Origin of the sequence: Rhodococcus sp. ACS1, assembly GCF_002300155.1 — a bacterium.
In the GTDB taxonomy this organism is placed as follows: Bacteria; Actinomycetota; Actinomycetes; order Mycobacteriales; family Mycobacteriaceae; genus Rhodococcus_F; species Rhodococcus_F koreensis.
Window position 1 is genome coordinate 740,667 of the sequence record NZ_NSDZ01000004.1, and the last position, 14,183, is coordinate 754,849.

The 14,183-nt window shown below is 65.2% G+C and carries 12 protein-coding genes; 4 read left to right on the forward strand and 8 right to left on the reverse strand.

Going from position 1 to position 14,183, the window contains the following annotated elements; genetic code table 11:
- Positions 1 to 31: 31 nt before the first annotated feature.
- From CJ179_RS15730 to CJ179_RS15750, 5 genes are all read right to left on the reverse strand, one after another.
- Positions 32 to 310: a hypothetical protein gene (locus CJ179_RS15730; RefSeq protein ID WP_072937155.1), complete on the reverse strand. Its 279-nt coding sequence runs from the start codon at positions 308 to 310 to the stop codon at positions 32 to 34.
- An 11-nt stretch (positions 311 to 321) separates the two neighbouring features.
- Positions 322 to 1,518, reverse strand: a complete 1,197-nt coding sequence (locus CJ179_RS15735) for an NAD(P)/FAD-dependent oxidoreductase (RefSeq protein WP_095862180.1) — start codon at positions 1,516 to 1,518, stop codon at positions 322 to 324.
- Positions 1,519 to 1,612: 94 nt separating this feature from the next.
- Positions 1,613 to 2,935 carry an MFS transporter gene (locus CJ179_RS15740; RefSeq protein ID WP_083395754.1) on the reverse strand — a complete coding sequence of 441 codons (1,323 nt, stop codon included), beginning with the start codon at positions 2,933 to 2,935 and terminating at the stop codon, positions 1,613 to 1,615.
- Between the two features lie 17 nt (positions 2,936 to 2,952).
- Positions 2,953 to 3,936, reverse strand: a complete 984-nt coding sequence (locus CJ179_RS15745) for an alpha/beta fold hydrolase (protein ID WP_072937158.1) — start codon at positions 3,934 to 3,936, stop codon at positions 2,953 to 2,955.
- Positions 3,920 to 4,987 carry an amidohydrolase family protein gene (locus CJ179_RS15750; RefSeq protein ID WP_072937159.1) on the reverse strand — a complete coding sequence of 356 codons (1,068 nt, stop codon included), beginning with the start codon at positions 4,985 to 4,987 and terminating at the stop codon, positions 3,920 to 3,922. Before CJ179_RS15750 ends, CJ179_RS15745 begins: the two co-directional genes overlap by 17 nt.
- A 224-nt stretch (positions 4,988 to 5,211) precedes the next feature.
- On the opposite strand from CJ179_RS15750, the gene CJ179_RS15755 reads away from it, so the two are divergent.
- The 4 genes from CJ179_RS15755 to CJ179_RS53775 all read left to right on the forward strand — a co-directional run bounded on the left by CJ179_RS15755 (position 5,212) and on the right by CJ179_RS53775 (position 9,643).
- The gene (locus tag CJ179_RS15755) at positions 5,212 to 6,027 is read left to right on the forward strand and encodes an IclR family transcriptional regulator (RefSeq protein ID WP_072937160.1); all 816 of its coding nucleotides are present in this window, start codon (positions 5,212 to 5,214) and stop codon (positions 6,025 to 6,027) included.
- 118 nt (positions 6,028 to 6,145) lie between these two features.
- A complete protein-coding gene (locus tag CJ179_RS15760; protein WP_095862181.1) occupies positions 6,146 to 7,210 on the forward strand; it encodes an extradiol ring-cleavage dioxygenase in 1,065 nt (354 codons plus the stop codon).
- Between the two features lie 157 nt (positions 7,211 to 7,367).
- The gene (locus tag CJ179_RS15765) at positions 7,368 to 8,498 is read left to right on the forward strand and encodes a helix-turn-helix transcriptional regulator (protein WP_095862182.1); all 1,131 of its coding nucleotides are present in this window, start codon (positions 7,368 to 7,370) and stop codon (positions 8,496 to 8,498) included.
- On the forward strand, positions 8,495 to 9,643 hold the full coding sequence (locus CJ179_RS53775) for a LuxR C-terminal-related transcriptional regulator (protein WP_095862183.1): 1,149 nt from the start codon (positions 8,495 to 8,497) through the stop codon (positions 9,641 to 9,643). Before CJ179_RS15765 ends, CJ179_RS53775 begins: the two co-directional genes overlap by 4 nt.
- 123 nt (positions 9,644 to 9,766) lie before the next feature.
- On the opposite strand, the gene CJ179_RS15775 is transcribed toward CJ179_RS53775, so the two are convergent.
- The 3 genes from CJ179_RS15775 to CJ179_RS15785 all read right to left on the reverse strand — a co-directional run bounded on the left by CJ179_RS15775 (position 9,767) and on the right by CJ179_RS15785 (position 14,183).
- Complete coding sequence (locus CJ179_RS15775; protein WP_095862184.1) at positions 9,767 to 11,434, reverse strand: AMP-binding protein; 1,668 nt, start codon at positions 11,432 to 11,434, stop codon at positions 9,767 to 9,769.
- A gap of 201 nt (positions 11,435 to 11,635) precedes the next feature.
- The gene (locus CJ179_RS15780) at positions 11,636 to 13,081 is read right to left on the reverse strand and encodes an aldehyde dehydrogenase (protein WP_072937164.1); all 1,446 of its coding nucleotides are present in this window, start codon (positions 13,079 to 13,081) and stop codon (positions 11,636 to 11,638) included.
- A 61-nt stretch (positions 13,082 to 13,142) separates the two neighbouring features.
- Positions 13,143 to 14,183: an ABC transporter ATP-binding protein gene (locus CJ179_RS15785; RefSeq protein WP_095862185.1), complete on the reverse strand. Its 1,041-nt coding sequence runs from the start codon at positions 14,181 to 14,183 to the stop codon at positions 13,143 to 13,145.

Below are 14,183 nucleotides of genomic sequence, written 5' to 3' on the forward strand. Positions count from 1 at the left end.
TGGTGAGTGCGGGCCGCGCCGGCGGCGTGAGTTAGTGGTGGTCGGCGACGCGGGGATCGGTTGTGGTGATGTCCCGGAAGAGCCAACTGTCGGGATCGGAGCCGGTGGCCGGGACGACCAGCACGGCGGTGGGGCCGATTGCCATCCAGTTCCGTCCGTCGTCGTCCGGTTCGGCGGGCAGGATTTCCACGGTGGTGAAGACTTCGTTGCTGAGGTCGTGGGTCCCGATGATCACGTTGATCTTGCAGCCCTCGGTTTCGATGTGGAGGATCTTGTCCGGACCCCCCTTGAAATGCTGGATCTGACGCATGGGTGCCTTCCTTATCGGGCGGGTATCTGGCCGCCGACGAGGTCCGCGAGACTCCCGCCGCGACGGTGGTTCTTGCGGAACGCAGCGACTGCTCTGGGGTCGTTGACGCTGACCTGGGCGATCGGGTTGTGGTCGGCGTCGGTGTAGACGGCACGGAAGCGGCCCTCCGCGATCGCCCCCTCGCGATGGGCGAGTTCACCGAGCGAGGGCCTCCCGACTATCTGGATCCGGGAGCCGTACTGGTCCGACCACACGTACGGAAGCTGCGGTGCAGGGGGTTCTGCACCGGTCACGATCGCGGCGACCGCATCGGCCTGTTCGCCGGCACTGGTCCAGTGCTCGATCCGCGCCCGGATACCCAGCAGCGGATGCCGACGCAGGGCGAGGTCGCCGATGGCGAAGATCGACGGGAATCCCTCGACCTCGAAGCGGTCAGTGCAGTGCACCCCGCCGTCGACGGGAAGCCCGCTGTTCTCGAGCCACCGGGTGTTGGGTACTGCGCCGACGCCGACGACGACGAGGTCCGCCGGTACCTCGCTTCCGTCGGCAAGGACGACGCCCTCGACGTGCTCACTGCCCCGGAAACGTTCCACCCGCGCTCCGGTGATGAGCTGGGCACCGCCGAGTGTGTGGATCGACGCGATCTCGCGTCCGACCTCGTCGCCGAGAACCTGACTCATCGGGATCTCGAGTGCCTCGATCAGGGTGACGTCGAGGCCGCGCCCCCGCGCCGCGGAGGCGAATTCGGCGCCGATGAAGCCTGCGCCAACCACAGCCACCCGCGGTCTGCCGGTGAGAGCTTCTCGCAGAGCCGTAGCGTCGTCGAGCGTGCGCAGCGTGTGAACCCCCGCCGGCACGGCAGGAATGGGGAGGGACCGTGCGTGAGCACCGGTAGCGATCACCAACTGCTCGTACGAGAACTGCTCACCGGTGTGGGCGATCACTACCCTCCGTACCGGGTCCAGAGCGGTGGCTCGCACGCCCAGCCGGACGTCGAGGTCGAACTCCGCTGCGAGCTCCGGTGTGAGGAGCCGCGGAACATCCGGGGCGTGCCCCTCGGCCAGGAGGTCCTTGGACAGAGGGGGTTTGTCGTACGGCCAGTGCTCCTCGCTCTCCAGGAGCACGATGCGCCCGGCGAAACCGCGCTGCCGCAATGCGATTGCTGTTCTGGTGCCTGCAACCGAGGCGCCGACGATCAGGAAGGACATAGTCGAAACGTAGCCACGTATCACGCCCAGGTGGTGTGCAGTTCCGGCCGCTGGAACCGCGAATTGGTGACGAGTCGGCGAGCATGTAGCCCGGCTAGCGTCGACTGGCGCGCGTCCGCGACAGGATCCGCAGAATGGCGGCACCTGCGACGTTGGCGGCGACGGCTGCCGACGCCACGCCCAGCAATGTTGCAGGCGTGCCGATCGCATAGGAACTGTGCAGCCAGGCGATCGCCGTCGGTAGTCCGAACCCCAGGTAACCCAGGCAGTAGACCCGGCCGGTCATCGTCCCCAGCCGGCCGGGCGGGGCCAATCGCTCGCAGTCACGCAAGCACCCGACCAACGTCAATCCGTATCCGACGCCCAGCACGGATGCCGCAACCACGACCAGCCAGATCGACGCGGTTGCGGCGGCAAAGGCGGCGGCGAGCGTGCCGGCCACGAAGAGTGTCAGTCCGATCCCGCGGGCCGGGCCCGATCGTCCCGCCGTGCGCCCGACGAGTCGCTGCGCGACGAAGCCCAGTCCCAAACTCAGTAGACACAGCAGACCGGAGAACGCCGTGTCGAAGCCTTCCAGCTGAGGCGCCACGATGGGCGGGAGCACCGCGTACGCGATGCCGAGGGCGCCGAAGATCCACGGTGCCGCGGGTATCACCAGGAGGTGGAATGCGCGGGGAAGAAGTATTCGATTCCTCTCCAACGGTTCTGGCCGAGCCCGCACCGGGCTGTTCGTCGTCGTTCGCGCGATCAGCAGGGCGGCAGCTACACAGAGAACCCCGTGCAGCAGAAAAGCCGCGGTGGTCGGTGCGGGCGCCCACTGGGCGAGGGCGCCCGCGGCACCTGCACCCATCGCGAAGCCGCTCGTCAGACTCATTGCCGACGCTCGTGGAGCACGGCCGGGTGAAGTGGTCAGCGAGTCGAGCGCCAGCCCGCCGACCACCATTCCGATCCCCAGAGCCATGCCGGTCGACATTCGCCCGGCGAACATCAGTGCGGGGTAGTGTGACCCGGCTGCGACCAGTATCGAACCCAGCGCGCTGACGGGTACGGCGAGAACGAGGGGAGTGCGGGTGCCCCAGCGGGCCGCCAGCCGATGCGCGAGGAGGAGCGAGGGGATCAGGCCGATGACATACGCGAACAGCAGTGTGTTCACGGCGAGTTCGCTGAACCCGCGCTCCGCCCGGTACATGGTCAGCAGCGGAGTGAACTGATTGCCGCCCCACGCGACCACGAACATTGCCGCACAGAGTGAGAACCAGTTCCGGTCGCGATGCCCGGCTCGCAGCGATCTTGCCGGAGCAGGTGGTGAGATTTCGGCCGGCACGGACTGCGGTCGGGGCATCGGACACTTCCTGGATTGGCGGAGGCGGAAACAACCGATGGCCGACGCCGAATCGTGGATTCCGGCGTCGGCCATCGGTTGTCATCGGAGAATCAAGCAGAGACCAGGGAGCGATCGATCAGTGGCAGTTCGGGTCGGCGATCGGAGACGCCGGCGGCGTCGGCGAGATCTCCGGAAACCCTCCCGTCGCGGAAGAATTCGAGGAAGACCGGGTTGAACAGGTCCGGTCGGTCGGTCTGGCCCTGGTGGCCACACTCGTCGGGATAGAAGAATTGCACGTTGGGCAGGTGGTCTTCCTGGACGTACCCCCACTCGACCGGTGTCAGGATGTCCTGGCGTCCGTAGAGGTAGAGCCCCGGAGTGCTCAACCGGTCGAGGCGCCCCTTGGTGACCAAACGGGCGGCGCGATTCTCGTCCGTCCAGTCCGTGATCCGCCGGTACTGCAGGAGAGTGGGCCAGAACTTCGCGTGCGCGTCCATCCGGTCTCTCGCGGAGAGGTAGCGCATGTCGATCAGATCTTCACTGATGGCCTCACCGCGATGGATGATCGCCTCCATCATCGTGCGCATTCCCTCGCGTGTGCCGTCGTAGGCGGTGAGACGGAACTCGCCCGCCGGCGGGGTCAAGTGCTCCGGGACGACGTCGCCGACATCTCCCGCGATCAGAATGAAGCTCTTGACCTTGTCCGGGTGTGCAACCGTGTAATTGACCGTGTTCATGCAGCCCATGGAGTTTCCTGCGAGGTGGAACTCGTCGAGGCACAGTGCGGTGGCGAACTGGTCGATGAAGTCGACGAAGGACTCCATGCCGTCCGGCCAATACTCCGCACGAGTATCGGACAGGCCGAATCCGGGCATGTCGGGGCAATAGACGCGGAAACCGTTTTCGCCGAGGTAGGGGGCCATGAAGCGCCATCCCGCGAGGCCTGAGGAGCCGGGCAATCCGCCGTGGAGCAGGATCACGGCGGGGCCCGACGTGCCGGCGGTCATGTAGTGGGCGCGGGCGCCGTTCGCCAGTCGGACCCAACGGCTGGCCAAGCCGGGAACGTCGACGAGATTTTCAGCAGTGAGTGCCATGGTGATCTTCCTTTATCGGTGAGAAGTGGTCGGTGACGAGTGCGCCGGATGCCAGTCCGAGAAATTCAAGCGCATTCTCGCGGAGGATTCTCGGCACGGTGCCGGGCGGCAAATGCTGTGCCACAGAGTTCAAGTCCGCCAGTCCATCTCCAGGTTGTCCCGGAATGAAGGGGTGGTCGCTGCCGAGCAGGATCTGGTTCGGGCCGAAGCGGTGTACCAACGCAGGCAGGAGTCCCGGGTCGAAGACCAATGTGTCTGCGTAGAGACGTGATACGAGGCGATCCAGATCGTCTGGGACGTGTGTGGCGGCCAAGTGGGCGCCGAGGCGCAGTCTCGGGTATGCCCAGGGAAAGGTGCCGCACCCGTGGACCATGGCGATGCGTAGTCGTCGATGACGGTCCAGCACCCCGCCGAAGACAAGCGCGGTAGCCGCCAACGCGGTATCTGAGGGCATCCCCAGTCCGAAGTCGTAAGTGAACCCCGAACGGCGCACCGCGCCACCGCCTCCGTCGACGGGATGGACCATTACCGCGAGTCCGAGACCGTCGACCGCATCGAAGAAGTACTCGAGTGCCGGGTCGTCCAATTCCATCCCGTTGATCCGTGTGCCGATCTCGATCGCCCGCAGTCCCAGAACTGTGGACAGGTAGTGAAGTTCGGATAGGCAGTCCCGGGGAGACAAGAGGGGAACTGTTCCGATTCCGATGAGCCTGCCATCGCCGTCTTCCACTGCGCGGGCGGTGGACTCATTGATCCACCGGCAGTACGCGGCGAAGGGTGCCGGCGCGGCGCCGTACTCCAGGGTGACCGGAACAGGAGAAATCGCCTGAACCCCGACGCCCGCGCGATCCATGTCCTCCAAGCGCGCCGGCACATCCCAGAGAGCGCGCCGGACGGCGCGGAAGTCTTCGGATCCGCGGACGAGCCGTCCCTCCGCGGGAGAATCGAGCACCAATCGGGGTGCTCGCGGAAAACCTGCGATGACGTCGGCAGGGGGTGCGTCCCGGGGGAAGTAGTGCGCATGCACATCGATGGTGCCGGGTGGAACCACGAGGGTCTCCTTTCGCGCGCATCCGTGGCGTGTTCCGTCCGGCCTGCCCGCGTCGTCGGGCAAGCCGGACGGAGGGAACGTTAGGGGCTCGGTGCGGCTGCGGCCGCTGTAGTTCCGGGGGCTGGAACCGATCGGCGGGCACGTACCCTGAATGTCAGCGCGCTGTGACCGCCGTTACAGTAGTTTTCCGCGGGGTCGGCGGAGTGAAGATTGCGGAGGCCCGGATGATGCAGATGGAAGAAGACAAGCACGACACCGGCGGTGCGGGGAGCTCACCGCCTTCGATCCTGGCGAAGGCGTTCTCGATCATCGATGCGTTCAACGAGCGCGATCGGGTTCTGACCCTGACACAGATCAGCAGGAAGACGGGCCTGCCCAAGTCGACGGTGCACAGATTGCTGCAGCGGTTGGGTGAGCTGGCGGTGATAGAGGAACACGGTGCCGGGTACCGGCTCGGTATCCGGCTGTTGCGGCTGGTTTCGTCCATGCCGGTGGACGGAATGCGCGAGGTTGCGCTGCCGCACTTGGCGCAGTTGCAGGCCTGGTCGAAGGAATCCGTGCACTTCGGCGTCCTCAGGGGCAACGAAGTCGTCGTGCTGCAGGCGCTGTTCGCGGTGAACCACGCGCGACCCATCGGGGAGGTGGGCACCCGGATCCCCGCGCACCTGTCCGCGATGGGCCGGGCGATGATGGCGCATCTGCGTGAAGAGGAGCTCACCGAACTGCTGGCCGGACCTCTGGTAGGACTGACGCCGAAGTCGATCACGGACCCGGTCCGAATTCGCCACGAGTTGAAGCACGTTCGAGTGGCGGGAGTTGCCGTGCAGAAGGACGGGGTGGTTCTGGGCTTGGGCAACATCGCCGCGCCGGTGCTGATCAAGGGCCGGCCGATGGGTGCTGTCGCCGTTCAGTTCGACTCGGCGAAGGAGGTCTCGGAGTCGGTGATCAACGCCGTCAAACTGACTGCTCACCGCATCTGCCGTGACACCACCCAGATGCTCGCCCAGGGTAGGGCCGATCTCTTTCCGTTCGACGACTGACGCCGCGTTCCGGGCACTGGAACTTGCTGTGCGTGTGGCGCGCGCACGTCACACGATGGGGAGCGATACCCCCGGCGCGTGTGACGGCGCCGAGGCGCCACCTCAGAAAGGACGGCCAATGGGAGACTTCCTCGCTCTCGGCATGACCCACTACCCGCTGTTGGCGGGAACCGACGAGCACATGGCAGGTCTGCTGCGATGGACTCTCACCGACCCGGACATCCCCGACGAGGAGAAGGACCCGGCCCACTGGCCGGACCGTATGCGTCGCGAGTGGTCCGACGACGGTGGAACCGCCGCCGCATCGGCGCATCGTGCGGAGCTGGTGGCGAATCTGACTCGGGTGCGTGACGCGGTCGACGAGTTCGCCCCCGACGTCGTCGTGGTGTGGGGCGACGACCAGTACGAGAATTTTCGCGAGGAGGTGGTGCCACCGTTCTGCGTGCTCGCCTACGGAGACCTCGAGGTGCCCGCCTTCGAGGTGATGAACGAGCGAGGCAGTCCGAACTTCTGGGGGAAGCCGGACGATTTCGAGATCGTGATGCATGGTGACGCGTCGGGGGCCAGGAAACTCGCCGACGGCCTGATCGAGCGCGGATTCGACATGGCCTACTCGTACAAGAAGCGCACCGCCGCACATTTTCCGCACGCGATCCTGAATACGCAATTGTTCCTCGACTACGCCGACGCCGGCGCCGAGATGTCATATCCCTTCATCCCGATGACGGTCAATTGCTATGGGCAGCATGCCATCGCGCGCAAAGGTGGATTGGCGCGATTCGCCGACATCGAATCGGAGGTTCTCGACCCCTCGGGTCCGACGCCGGCCCGGTGTTTCCAAGTCGGTCGGGCGGTCGCGCAACATTTCCGCGACCGTGATCTCAGGGTGGCGTTCGTCGCCTCCTCGAGTTGGTCGCACGCCTTCCTCGCCGACAAGCTGTGGCATATGCGTCCCGATACCGAAGCCGACCTGCGTATCTACAAGGCGCTGCTCGAGGACGACTTCGGGCTGATGCGCAACTACACCAGCGCAGAAGTTGTCGACGCCGGCCAGCACGAAATTCTCAACTGGTTCTGCATGCTCGGTGCGGTCGAGGAGCTCGGCCTGCGCCGAGACTGGTCGGACCTCGTGGTGACCGACGTCTTCAACTCCAACAAGGCATTTGCCGTGTACTCGGGGTAGATCAGCGTACCCGCGATCAGCTGATCGGTCATACCATTGGACGATAGCTGGGCGATCGGGCTACACTGCAGAGTGATGCCAGTCACAACAATCATGTCGAGTGGTGTGCCGATGCGGCCGGAGGTGTGACGAGAAGGTGAGCCGGACGAAGACGTCAATGGATCCTGATCACGCGGATCTCGAGCACCAAGCAGCCGACTGTATCGGCAGGGCAAGGAAGCTACTGGTCGACCACCAGCACAACCCGGACGTCGGCTCTCCCACGTTGTCGGTGTCTCTTGCAGCGGCAAGGGGTCGCCTCGTTGAAGCGCTGACCGATGGGCAGCTCGCCGAGATCGATATCGGAGACGCTTGCCGGGTTCTCGTCGACATCGAACGTGTTCAGGAGCAGCTGGCGAGAACCGAGGCGATTCGCCGGATCGCGGAGCTGGGCGAGGTGCACGACGCCGCGGTGACGCTTCGGGGACTTTCCCCGCGACAGATCATCGAGGCGGCACCGGAGGTGGTGTGTACACAATTGCCCTTCGCGCGCTCGATGGTCTCAGCTGTGTCCGGCTCTCTGTGGCAGCCCCGCCGCCTCTATCTGCGGCCCGAGCTCGACGGCTCGCCTCTCGACTTCTCCGACTACGTCGACTCCGCGGTGTTGTCCCTGGCTGAAGCGCCTCTGGAAACCGAGCTGGTCCGACGCCGGGTTCCCGCGCTGGTCGCCGCCCCGGCTGACGACGACCGCACACACAAGGAGATCGTCAGCCGATCTCGGACGTCGGCATACGTCGCGGCGCCGGTCATGTCCGCAGGTAAGGTCATCGGACTGCTCCACGCCGACCGGCCAGGGTCGGAGCATGTTCTCGATCCCGACGACCGGGATCGGTTGGACACCTTCGCGACCATTCTGGCCATCGTGTACGAGCAGGCGGTGCTGAAGCACCGAATTCAACTGCAGCGTGCCCGGGTGGAGGAGTCGTTCGACGCAACCCAGACGATGCTGGACCGGATCTCGAAGGTGGATGCGGTTCTCTCTCATCAGGCCGCCGCACCGGTCGAGGGCTCCACGGATGAGCCCGGGGAGAACCGGGCGCTCGAGATCAACAGCGTGCTGACCGTCCGGGAGCGCGAGATCCTGTCCCACCTGGCAACCGGGGCCACCAACAATCAGATTGCGCAGGCACTGGTCATCTCCGAGGGCACCGTGAAATCGCATGTGAAAGCCGTGCTCAAGAAGCTGCACGCACCGACTCGTGCCGCGGCGACGGCCCTCTACTCGAGTCAGGCGCGCCGAGCGAGATGACAGGGAAGACGGAGGGGCGAGCGACCGTCAGGTCGACGACCGACCGCGAGTTGTCGCACGCGGTCATCGTTCTCCTCGAAAGGTTGCGCGACGAGTACGGCGTCGGCCCCCGCTCCCACGAGATCCGCGTTGTCTCGCTCGGCACCCAGATGGCGCTCCTCGACGAGGCCACGGAATCGGCACTTGCGACGTTCCCCGCGCTCGGCCCCGAGCAGCAACGAGCGCTCGGTCGCCTCATTGTCGACCTTCAGAACACGCGCACGCGGATTCGCACAATGCGCGAGGGTCCGGGGCACGTCGTGCAACCCGCCGAGTTCGCCAGCGCGATCCGGCGTTTACGGGGCTCGGAATCCGTTGCCGGTCTTCGCAAAAGAATCTGCTTCGAGGCTGCGAACGCAGCGCGACTCGACCGAATTCTCCTGTCCGAGGTGCACAACGGCTCGTGGACGGCGCTCGAGCTCCACAGCTCGACGAGGTCGGACGAGGTCCTGAGTTCCCTGCAGGCATTACCCCTCGGTTTCGAATCAGCCGAGAGCCGGGCGTGTAAGACCAGATCCGCGGTACTCGCCGGGCCGAACGCCGACGTCCGGCCGAGTGCCGAGGTCGTGCAGATGCTCGCCGCCGACTCCTATGTGGTTGCCCCGATTACCGTGTCGACCGGTGTCATCGGTCTCGTGCACGGCAGTCGACCTTCCGGGGACCCGGTGAACGTTGTGGTCCGGGACATGCTCGGGGCATATGCCCGCGGTTTCGGGACGTTGTTCGAACGGGCGATGCTGGCCGACCGCCTCAGTGAACAGAAGGATGTGATCGTCCAACGCCTGCAACAGGAAGCCCGCGAAGCCGAGCTTCTCGAACATGCGGACGTCAGTTTCCTCGACGAGACCTCGGCCGAGCAGGTCTCGGCGTTGCCCGGTACGCCCTACGACGATCTGAATCCCGCCGCGCTGGAATCGCTGACGACGCGTGAGCGCGAGGTGTTCACGTTGCTGATCCGGGGCGCATCGAACGCCGAGATCGCGAACGAACTCGTCATCAGCATCTTCACGGTGAAGACGCACGTCAAGAAGATACTTCGCAAGCTGGGCGCGATGAACCGGTCCGAGGCGATCTACCGCTATCTGGCGATGACCGGCCAACGGTGACAGGGGCCACGAAAGTCTCACGCGCGCACTCAGACCATCTCGGTGGGTGACGGGCTCACCACATGCACGAATACCGCCCCCCTTGCCTCGGCGAGGGGGGCGGTCCTGTGTCCTGGTCGGGATCTAGTCGCCGGCAACCGCTTCGGCCGCTTGCTTGCGGAGAAGGAACTTCTGGATCTTGCCGGTCGCGGTGGTGGGGAGTTGATCGACGACTACCAGCTTCTCGGGAATCTTCTGCACCATGGCCTTGCGCTCGATTCGCAGGAAGTCGGCGATTTCGTCCAGAGTTGGTGCGGGGCCGTTGGCAACGACGAAGGCGCATACCTTCTCGCCGAGACGCGCGTCGGGCATCGACACAGCTGCAGCTGCGGTGATACGCGGGTGCGCCAGGAGGTGCTCCTCCACTTCCCGCGCCGAGATGTTCATGCCGCCGCGGATGATGAGGTCCTTGATTCGTCCCGTGACCCGCAGATAGCCGTCTTTGTCGACGCGGCCGAGATCACCTGAGGAGAGGAAGCCACGTGCGTCGACCGACGCGGTCGTGCGTTCGGGGTCGCGCCAGTACCCGAGGAAGATGCCCGGTCCTCCGTAGAAGATCTGGCCTTCCTCGCCGGCCGGTACGGTGGTGCCTTCCTCGTCGCGGATCTCGAGACCGACACCATCGAACGCACGCCCGTCTGAGGAGAGCACCTTCTCGAGCGGGTCGTCGACACGCACTGCCGTCACCAGTAGTCCTTCGCTACTGCCGTATACCGGTAAGAGTGTGCAGTCAGGTAGTGCCGTCTTCCATTTCCGAAGAAGGGTCTCGGGTATCGGTGCGCCGGCGCTGACCCAGAGTCGCATCGCGCTGACGTCGTGGTCGGCACCGGCTTCGATGGCCCCGAGTGCCATCTGGAGGAATGGTGTCGCGGCCATGCTCACTGTCGTCTTGAATTCCGCGATACGCCGGAGTCCCTCGTTGGGCTCCCACACGTCGAGAAGGTGGATCCCGCTTCCGAGGATCAACGGAGTCGCCACTCCCACGGCCAGTCCTGTCGCGTGGGTGACGGGAGAGGGCATGAACATCACGTCGTCGGGGTTCAGCCCCATCACCTGCCCGCCGAGTCCATGGGCGGTGAAAGACAGTGTGTTGAAGGTATGTTGGCAGCCTTTCGGCCGCGACTCGGTTCCCGAGGTGTAGATGATGGCGTGGGCGGCATCCGCGGGCGGTGGTGGTCCGAGTTCGTCGTCGCCGGGTACATGGTCGCCGGCAATCAGGTCATCGAAGGCGATCGTGCCGGCGCCCGCCGTCCCACGCACGACGACGACCTGTTCGAGTCCGGGTACGTCCTTACGCACCTCGGCGAGCATATCCGTGTACCGGAACTTGCGGAATTCCTCGGTGACGAAGGAGATCTTGGCTCCGGAGTGCTCCAGTACGTAGCGCACCTCGTCGTGCCGGTACACCGGCATGGTGGGCACGAGGACGGCGCCGATCCGGGCGAGCGCCACGTAGATGACGACGAACTCGTTCCAGTTCGGCAACTGGACCTGAACGCGGTCACCCCGTTCGACGCCGAGCGTCTGCAGGGAGGCCGCGAGACGGTACGCCTGCGCTCGAAGTTCACCGCGCGTGAGAGTTCCGTAGCCGTCGGTGACGGCGACGAAGTCCGGGTCGGTGTCCGCCCACCGGTCCACGTATTGGGTCAGGCTCTCGTCGCGCCAGTACCCGTTCGATCGGAACGCCTCGAGGGTGCTCGCACTGTAGCGGTCCTCGGGGAGAATCGCTCCCGCGTGTTCCATGACATCCATGTGCGGATCCTTGCTTTCAGGTGCCTCTCCCGACAGGGGACAGGCCACAGTGTTTGGTCGAACCATAATGCCGACCGAGAGGGGGTAAAAGGTGCGAATCGGACGCGTTCTCATCCTTCGGGGGGAGGGAAATGCCCCATGGGGATGAGTGGTCCGCGGAGCGATGCGGGTGCGCCCCGAGTGCCGCACCCGCACTCGCCCTTACAGGTAGATCGACTTCGGCACGAGATAGGCGGACAGGGCCTCCGGACCCAATTCGCGTCCGAGGCCACTGGCCTTGACACCACCGAACGGCGCCGTCGGATCGGGAAGGTAGCCGTTGATGCCGACGGTTCCCGTCTGGATGCGCCGGGCGACGGCGACTCCGTGGTCGTGATCGGCGGTGAAGACGGTGCCGCCGAGACCGAAGTCGCTGTCGTTGGCGATGCGGACAGCGTCCTCGTCGTCCCGATAAGAAATGATCGACAGCACGGGTCCGAAGATCTCCTCCTGGGCGATCGTGTAGTTGTTGTCGACGTCCGCGAAGATGGTCGGTTCCACGAACCATCCCTTCTCGAGGTCCGCGGGGCGTCCACCACCGACCGTGATGCGGGCACCCTCGCCTCTGCCCTTCGCGATGTAGGACTCGACCCTGTCGCGCTGCCGGGCGCTGGCCATCGGTCCGATCATCGTGGCGGGGTCGAGGGAACTTCCTACGGTCAGTGACCCGGCCAGAGCACTGAACGTGTCGACCACTTCCTGGTAGCGCGACTGTGGTGCCAGGATGCGGGTGCCGAGGTAGCAGACCTGGCCGTTGTTCAGCATGGTCGCCCCGAACAGCTGTTCGCCGACGGTGGCGAGATCCAGATTCGCGTCGTCGAGGATGATCGCCGCCGACTTTCCACCGAGTTCCAGCGTGACCGGCCGGAGCAGTCGGCCGCAGGCCTCGGCGATGTTGCGGCCGGCAGTCGACGACCCAGTGAACGCCACCTTGTCGATGCCGGGATGCGAGACCAGGTACGCGCCCAGTTCGCGACCGCCGGGCACGATATTGATCACGCCCGCCGGCAGGGCTGCCTCTTCGACCGCTTCCGCGAGAACGTAGCTGTCGAGGACCGTCTCCGGGGACGGCTTGATGACGATCGTGCACCCGGCAGCCAGAGCGGGAGCGTATTTGAACGCGGCGAGTGCCTGCGGGAAGTTCCACGGGACGATCGCGCCGACGACCCCGATCGGGGTCTTGGTCACGAGAGTCGATCCGCCGAGCAGACCCGGCCGTGTCTCCTCGAAGGAGTCGTTCTCGATCAATCCGGCGTAGTAGCGCAGCAGAACCTGCGGGAATACGGCTTCCAGCTTCTCTGCGACCGCGACGGGCATGCCGTTCTGTGAGCTCACCGCCTGGACCATCTCCGGTGCGCGTTTGTCGAGCGCATCTGCAAGGCGTCCCAGTGCCTGCGCTCGCCGAGCCGGTTCCCACTGCGACCAACCGGTCGGATCGTCGAATGCCCGGCGTGCCGCGTCGACGGCGGCGTCCATGTCGGGTTCGGCGCCATCGGGGGTGTGGCCCACCACCTGTTCGTCGTTGGGCGATACCACCGTGATCACGCCACTCGAGGCGGGCGCATGCCATTCGCCTCCGATGAAGAAGGCGTTGTTGTTCGTCGTCATGACGGGTTCCTCTCGTTGATCTGGCTGTTCTTGTTGCCGAGTCGTGAACCGGGAAGATGGATCACACGGATTCGAGGGGCTCCTCGTATATCGAGAAATCCTCGGTGTCGTCGTAGGGGCCGAAGCTCTCCTCGAAGCTGTCCTGGATGGCGACCTGCGCGTTCTCCGGCAGGGTGTGCAAGATGTCGCGGACGCGTTCCTGCCGGCGGGCGACGGCCTGCCGGAACGGCATCCCCGGGGTGGCCTTCATCTGCGGGACGATGCCCTCGACGTCGTCGACACCACCGGCGTGGTGTCCGGCGTCGACCATGGCTTGCTCGGCGGCCATGGTGGCCTCGTCTTTCTCCTCGGACATCCCGATCGGGCCGATCATGGTGCCGTTGAGGAACTGTTTGACCACCGGCTGGTCGCTGGTGAGCAGCACCTCGCGGGGTCCGAACATCACCAGTTGTCGGCGGAACAGCATGCCGATGTTGTCCGGCACCGTCCGCGCGAGGTTGATGTTGTGCGAGACGATCAGGATCGTCGCGTCGATTTCGGCGTTGATGTCGATCAGCGTCTGGCTGATGTAGGTGGTGCGGACCGGGTCCAGGCCGGAGTCGGGTTCGTCGACGAGGATGATCTGCGGGTCCAGCACCAGCGCCCGGGCCAGGCCGGCCCGCTTGCGCATGCCACCGGAGATCTCCCCGGGCAGTTTGTCCTCGGCCCCGAGCAGGCCGACGAGTTCCATCTTCTCCATCACGATCTTGCGGACGTCCGACTCGGACTTCTTGGTGTGCTCGCGCAGCGGGAAGGCCACGTTGTCGTACAGGTTCATCGAGCCGAACAACGCACCGTCCTGGAACAGCACCCCGAACAGCTTGCGGATCTCGTAGAGTTCCTTGGACGAGCATTCGAGAATGTTGGTGCCGTCGATCACGATCGAGCCCTGCTCGGGGCGGAGCAGACCGATCAGCGATTTCAGGAACACCGATTTGCCCGTTCCGGACGGGCCGAGCAATGCGCTGACCTCGCCGGTGGGCAGGGTCAACGTGACGTCCTGCCAGATCCTCTGCGAGCCGAACGACTTGGTCAGTCCCTCGACGGATACCTCGACACCCAC

Coding starts and splice junctions, on each gene's coding strand:
- CJ179_RS15745 (WP_072937158.1), bottom strand. CDS start 3,936: ATGGCACTCACTGCTGAAAATCTCGTCGACGTTCCCGGCTTGGCCAGC.
- CJ179_RS15775 (WP_095862184.1), bottom strand. CDS start 11,434: ATGGATGTCATGGAACACGCGGGAGCGATTCTCCCCGAGGACCGCTAC.
- CJ179_RS15740 (WP_083395754.1), bottom strand. CDS start 2,935: ATGGCCGACGCCGGAATCCACGATTCGGCGTCGGCCATCGGTTGTTTC.
- CJ179_RS15730 (WP_072937155.1), bottom strand. CDS start 310: ATGCGTCAGATCCAGCATTTCAAGGGGGGTCCGGACAAGATCCTCCAC.
- CJ179_RS53775 (WP_095862183.1), top strand. CDS start 8,495: ATGACAGGGAAGACGGAGGGGCGAGCGACCGTCAGGTCGACGACCGAC.
- CJ179_RS15780 (WP_072937164.1), bottom strand. CDS start 13,081: ATGACGACGAACAACAACGCCTTCTTCATCGGAGGCGAATGGCATGCG.
- CJ179_RS15765 (WP_095862182.1), top strand. CDS start 7,368: ATGGATCCTGATCACGCGGATCTCGAGCACCAAGCAGCCGACTGTATC.
- CJ179_RS15760 (WP_095862181.1), top strand. CDS start 6,146: ATGGGAGACTTCCTCGCTCTCGGCATGACCCACTACCCGCTGTTGGCG.
- CJ179_RS15735 (WP_095862180.1), bottom strand. CDS start 1,518: ATGTCCTTCCTGATCGTCGGCGCCTCGGTTGCAGGCACCAGAACAGCA.
- CJ179_RS15755 (WP_072937160.1), top strand. CDS start 5,212: ATGATGCAGATGGAAGAAGACAAGCACGACACCGGCGGTGCGGGGAGC.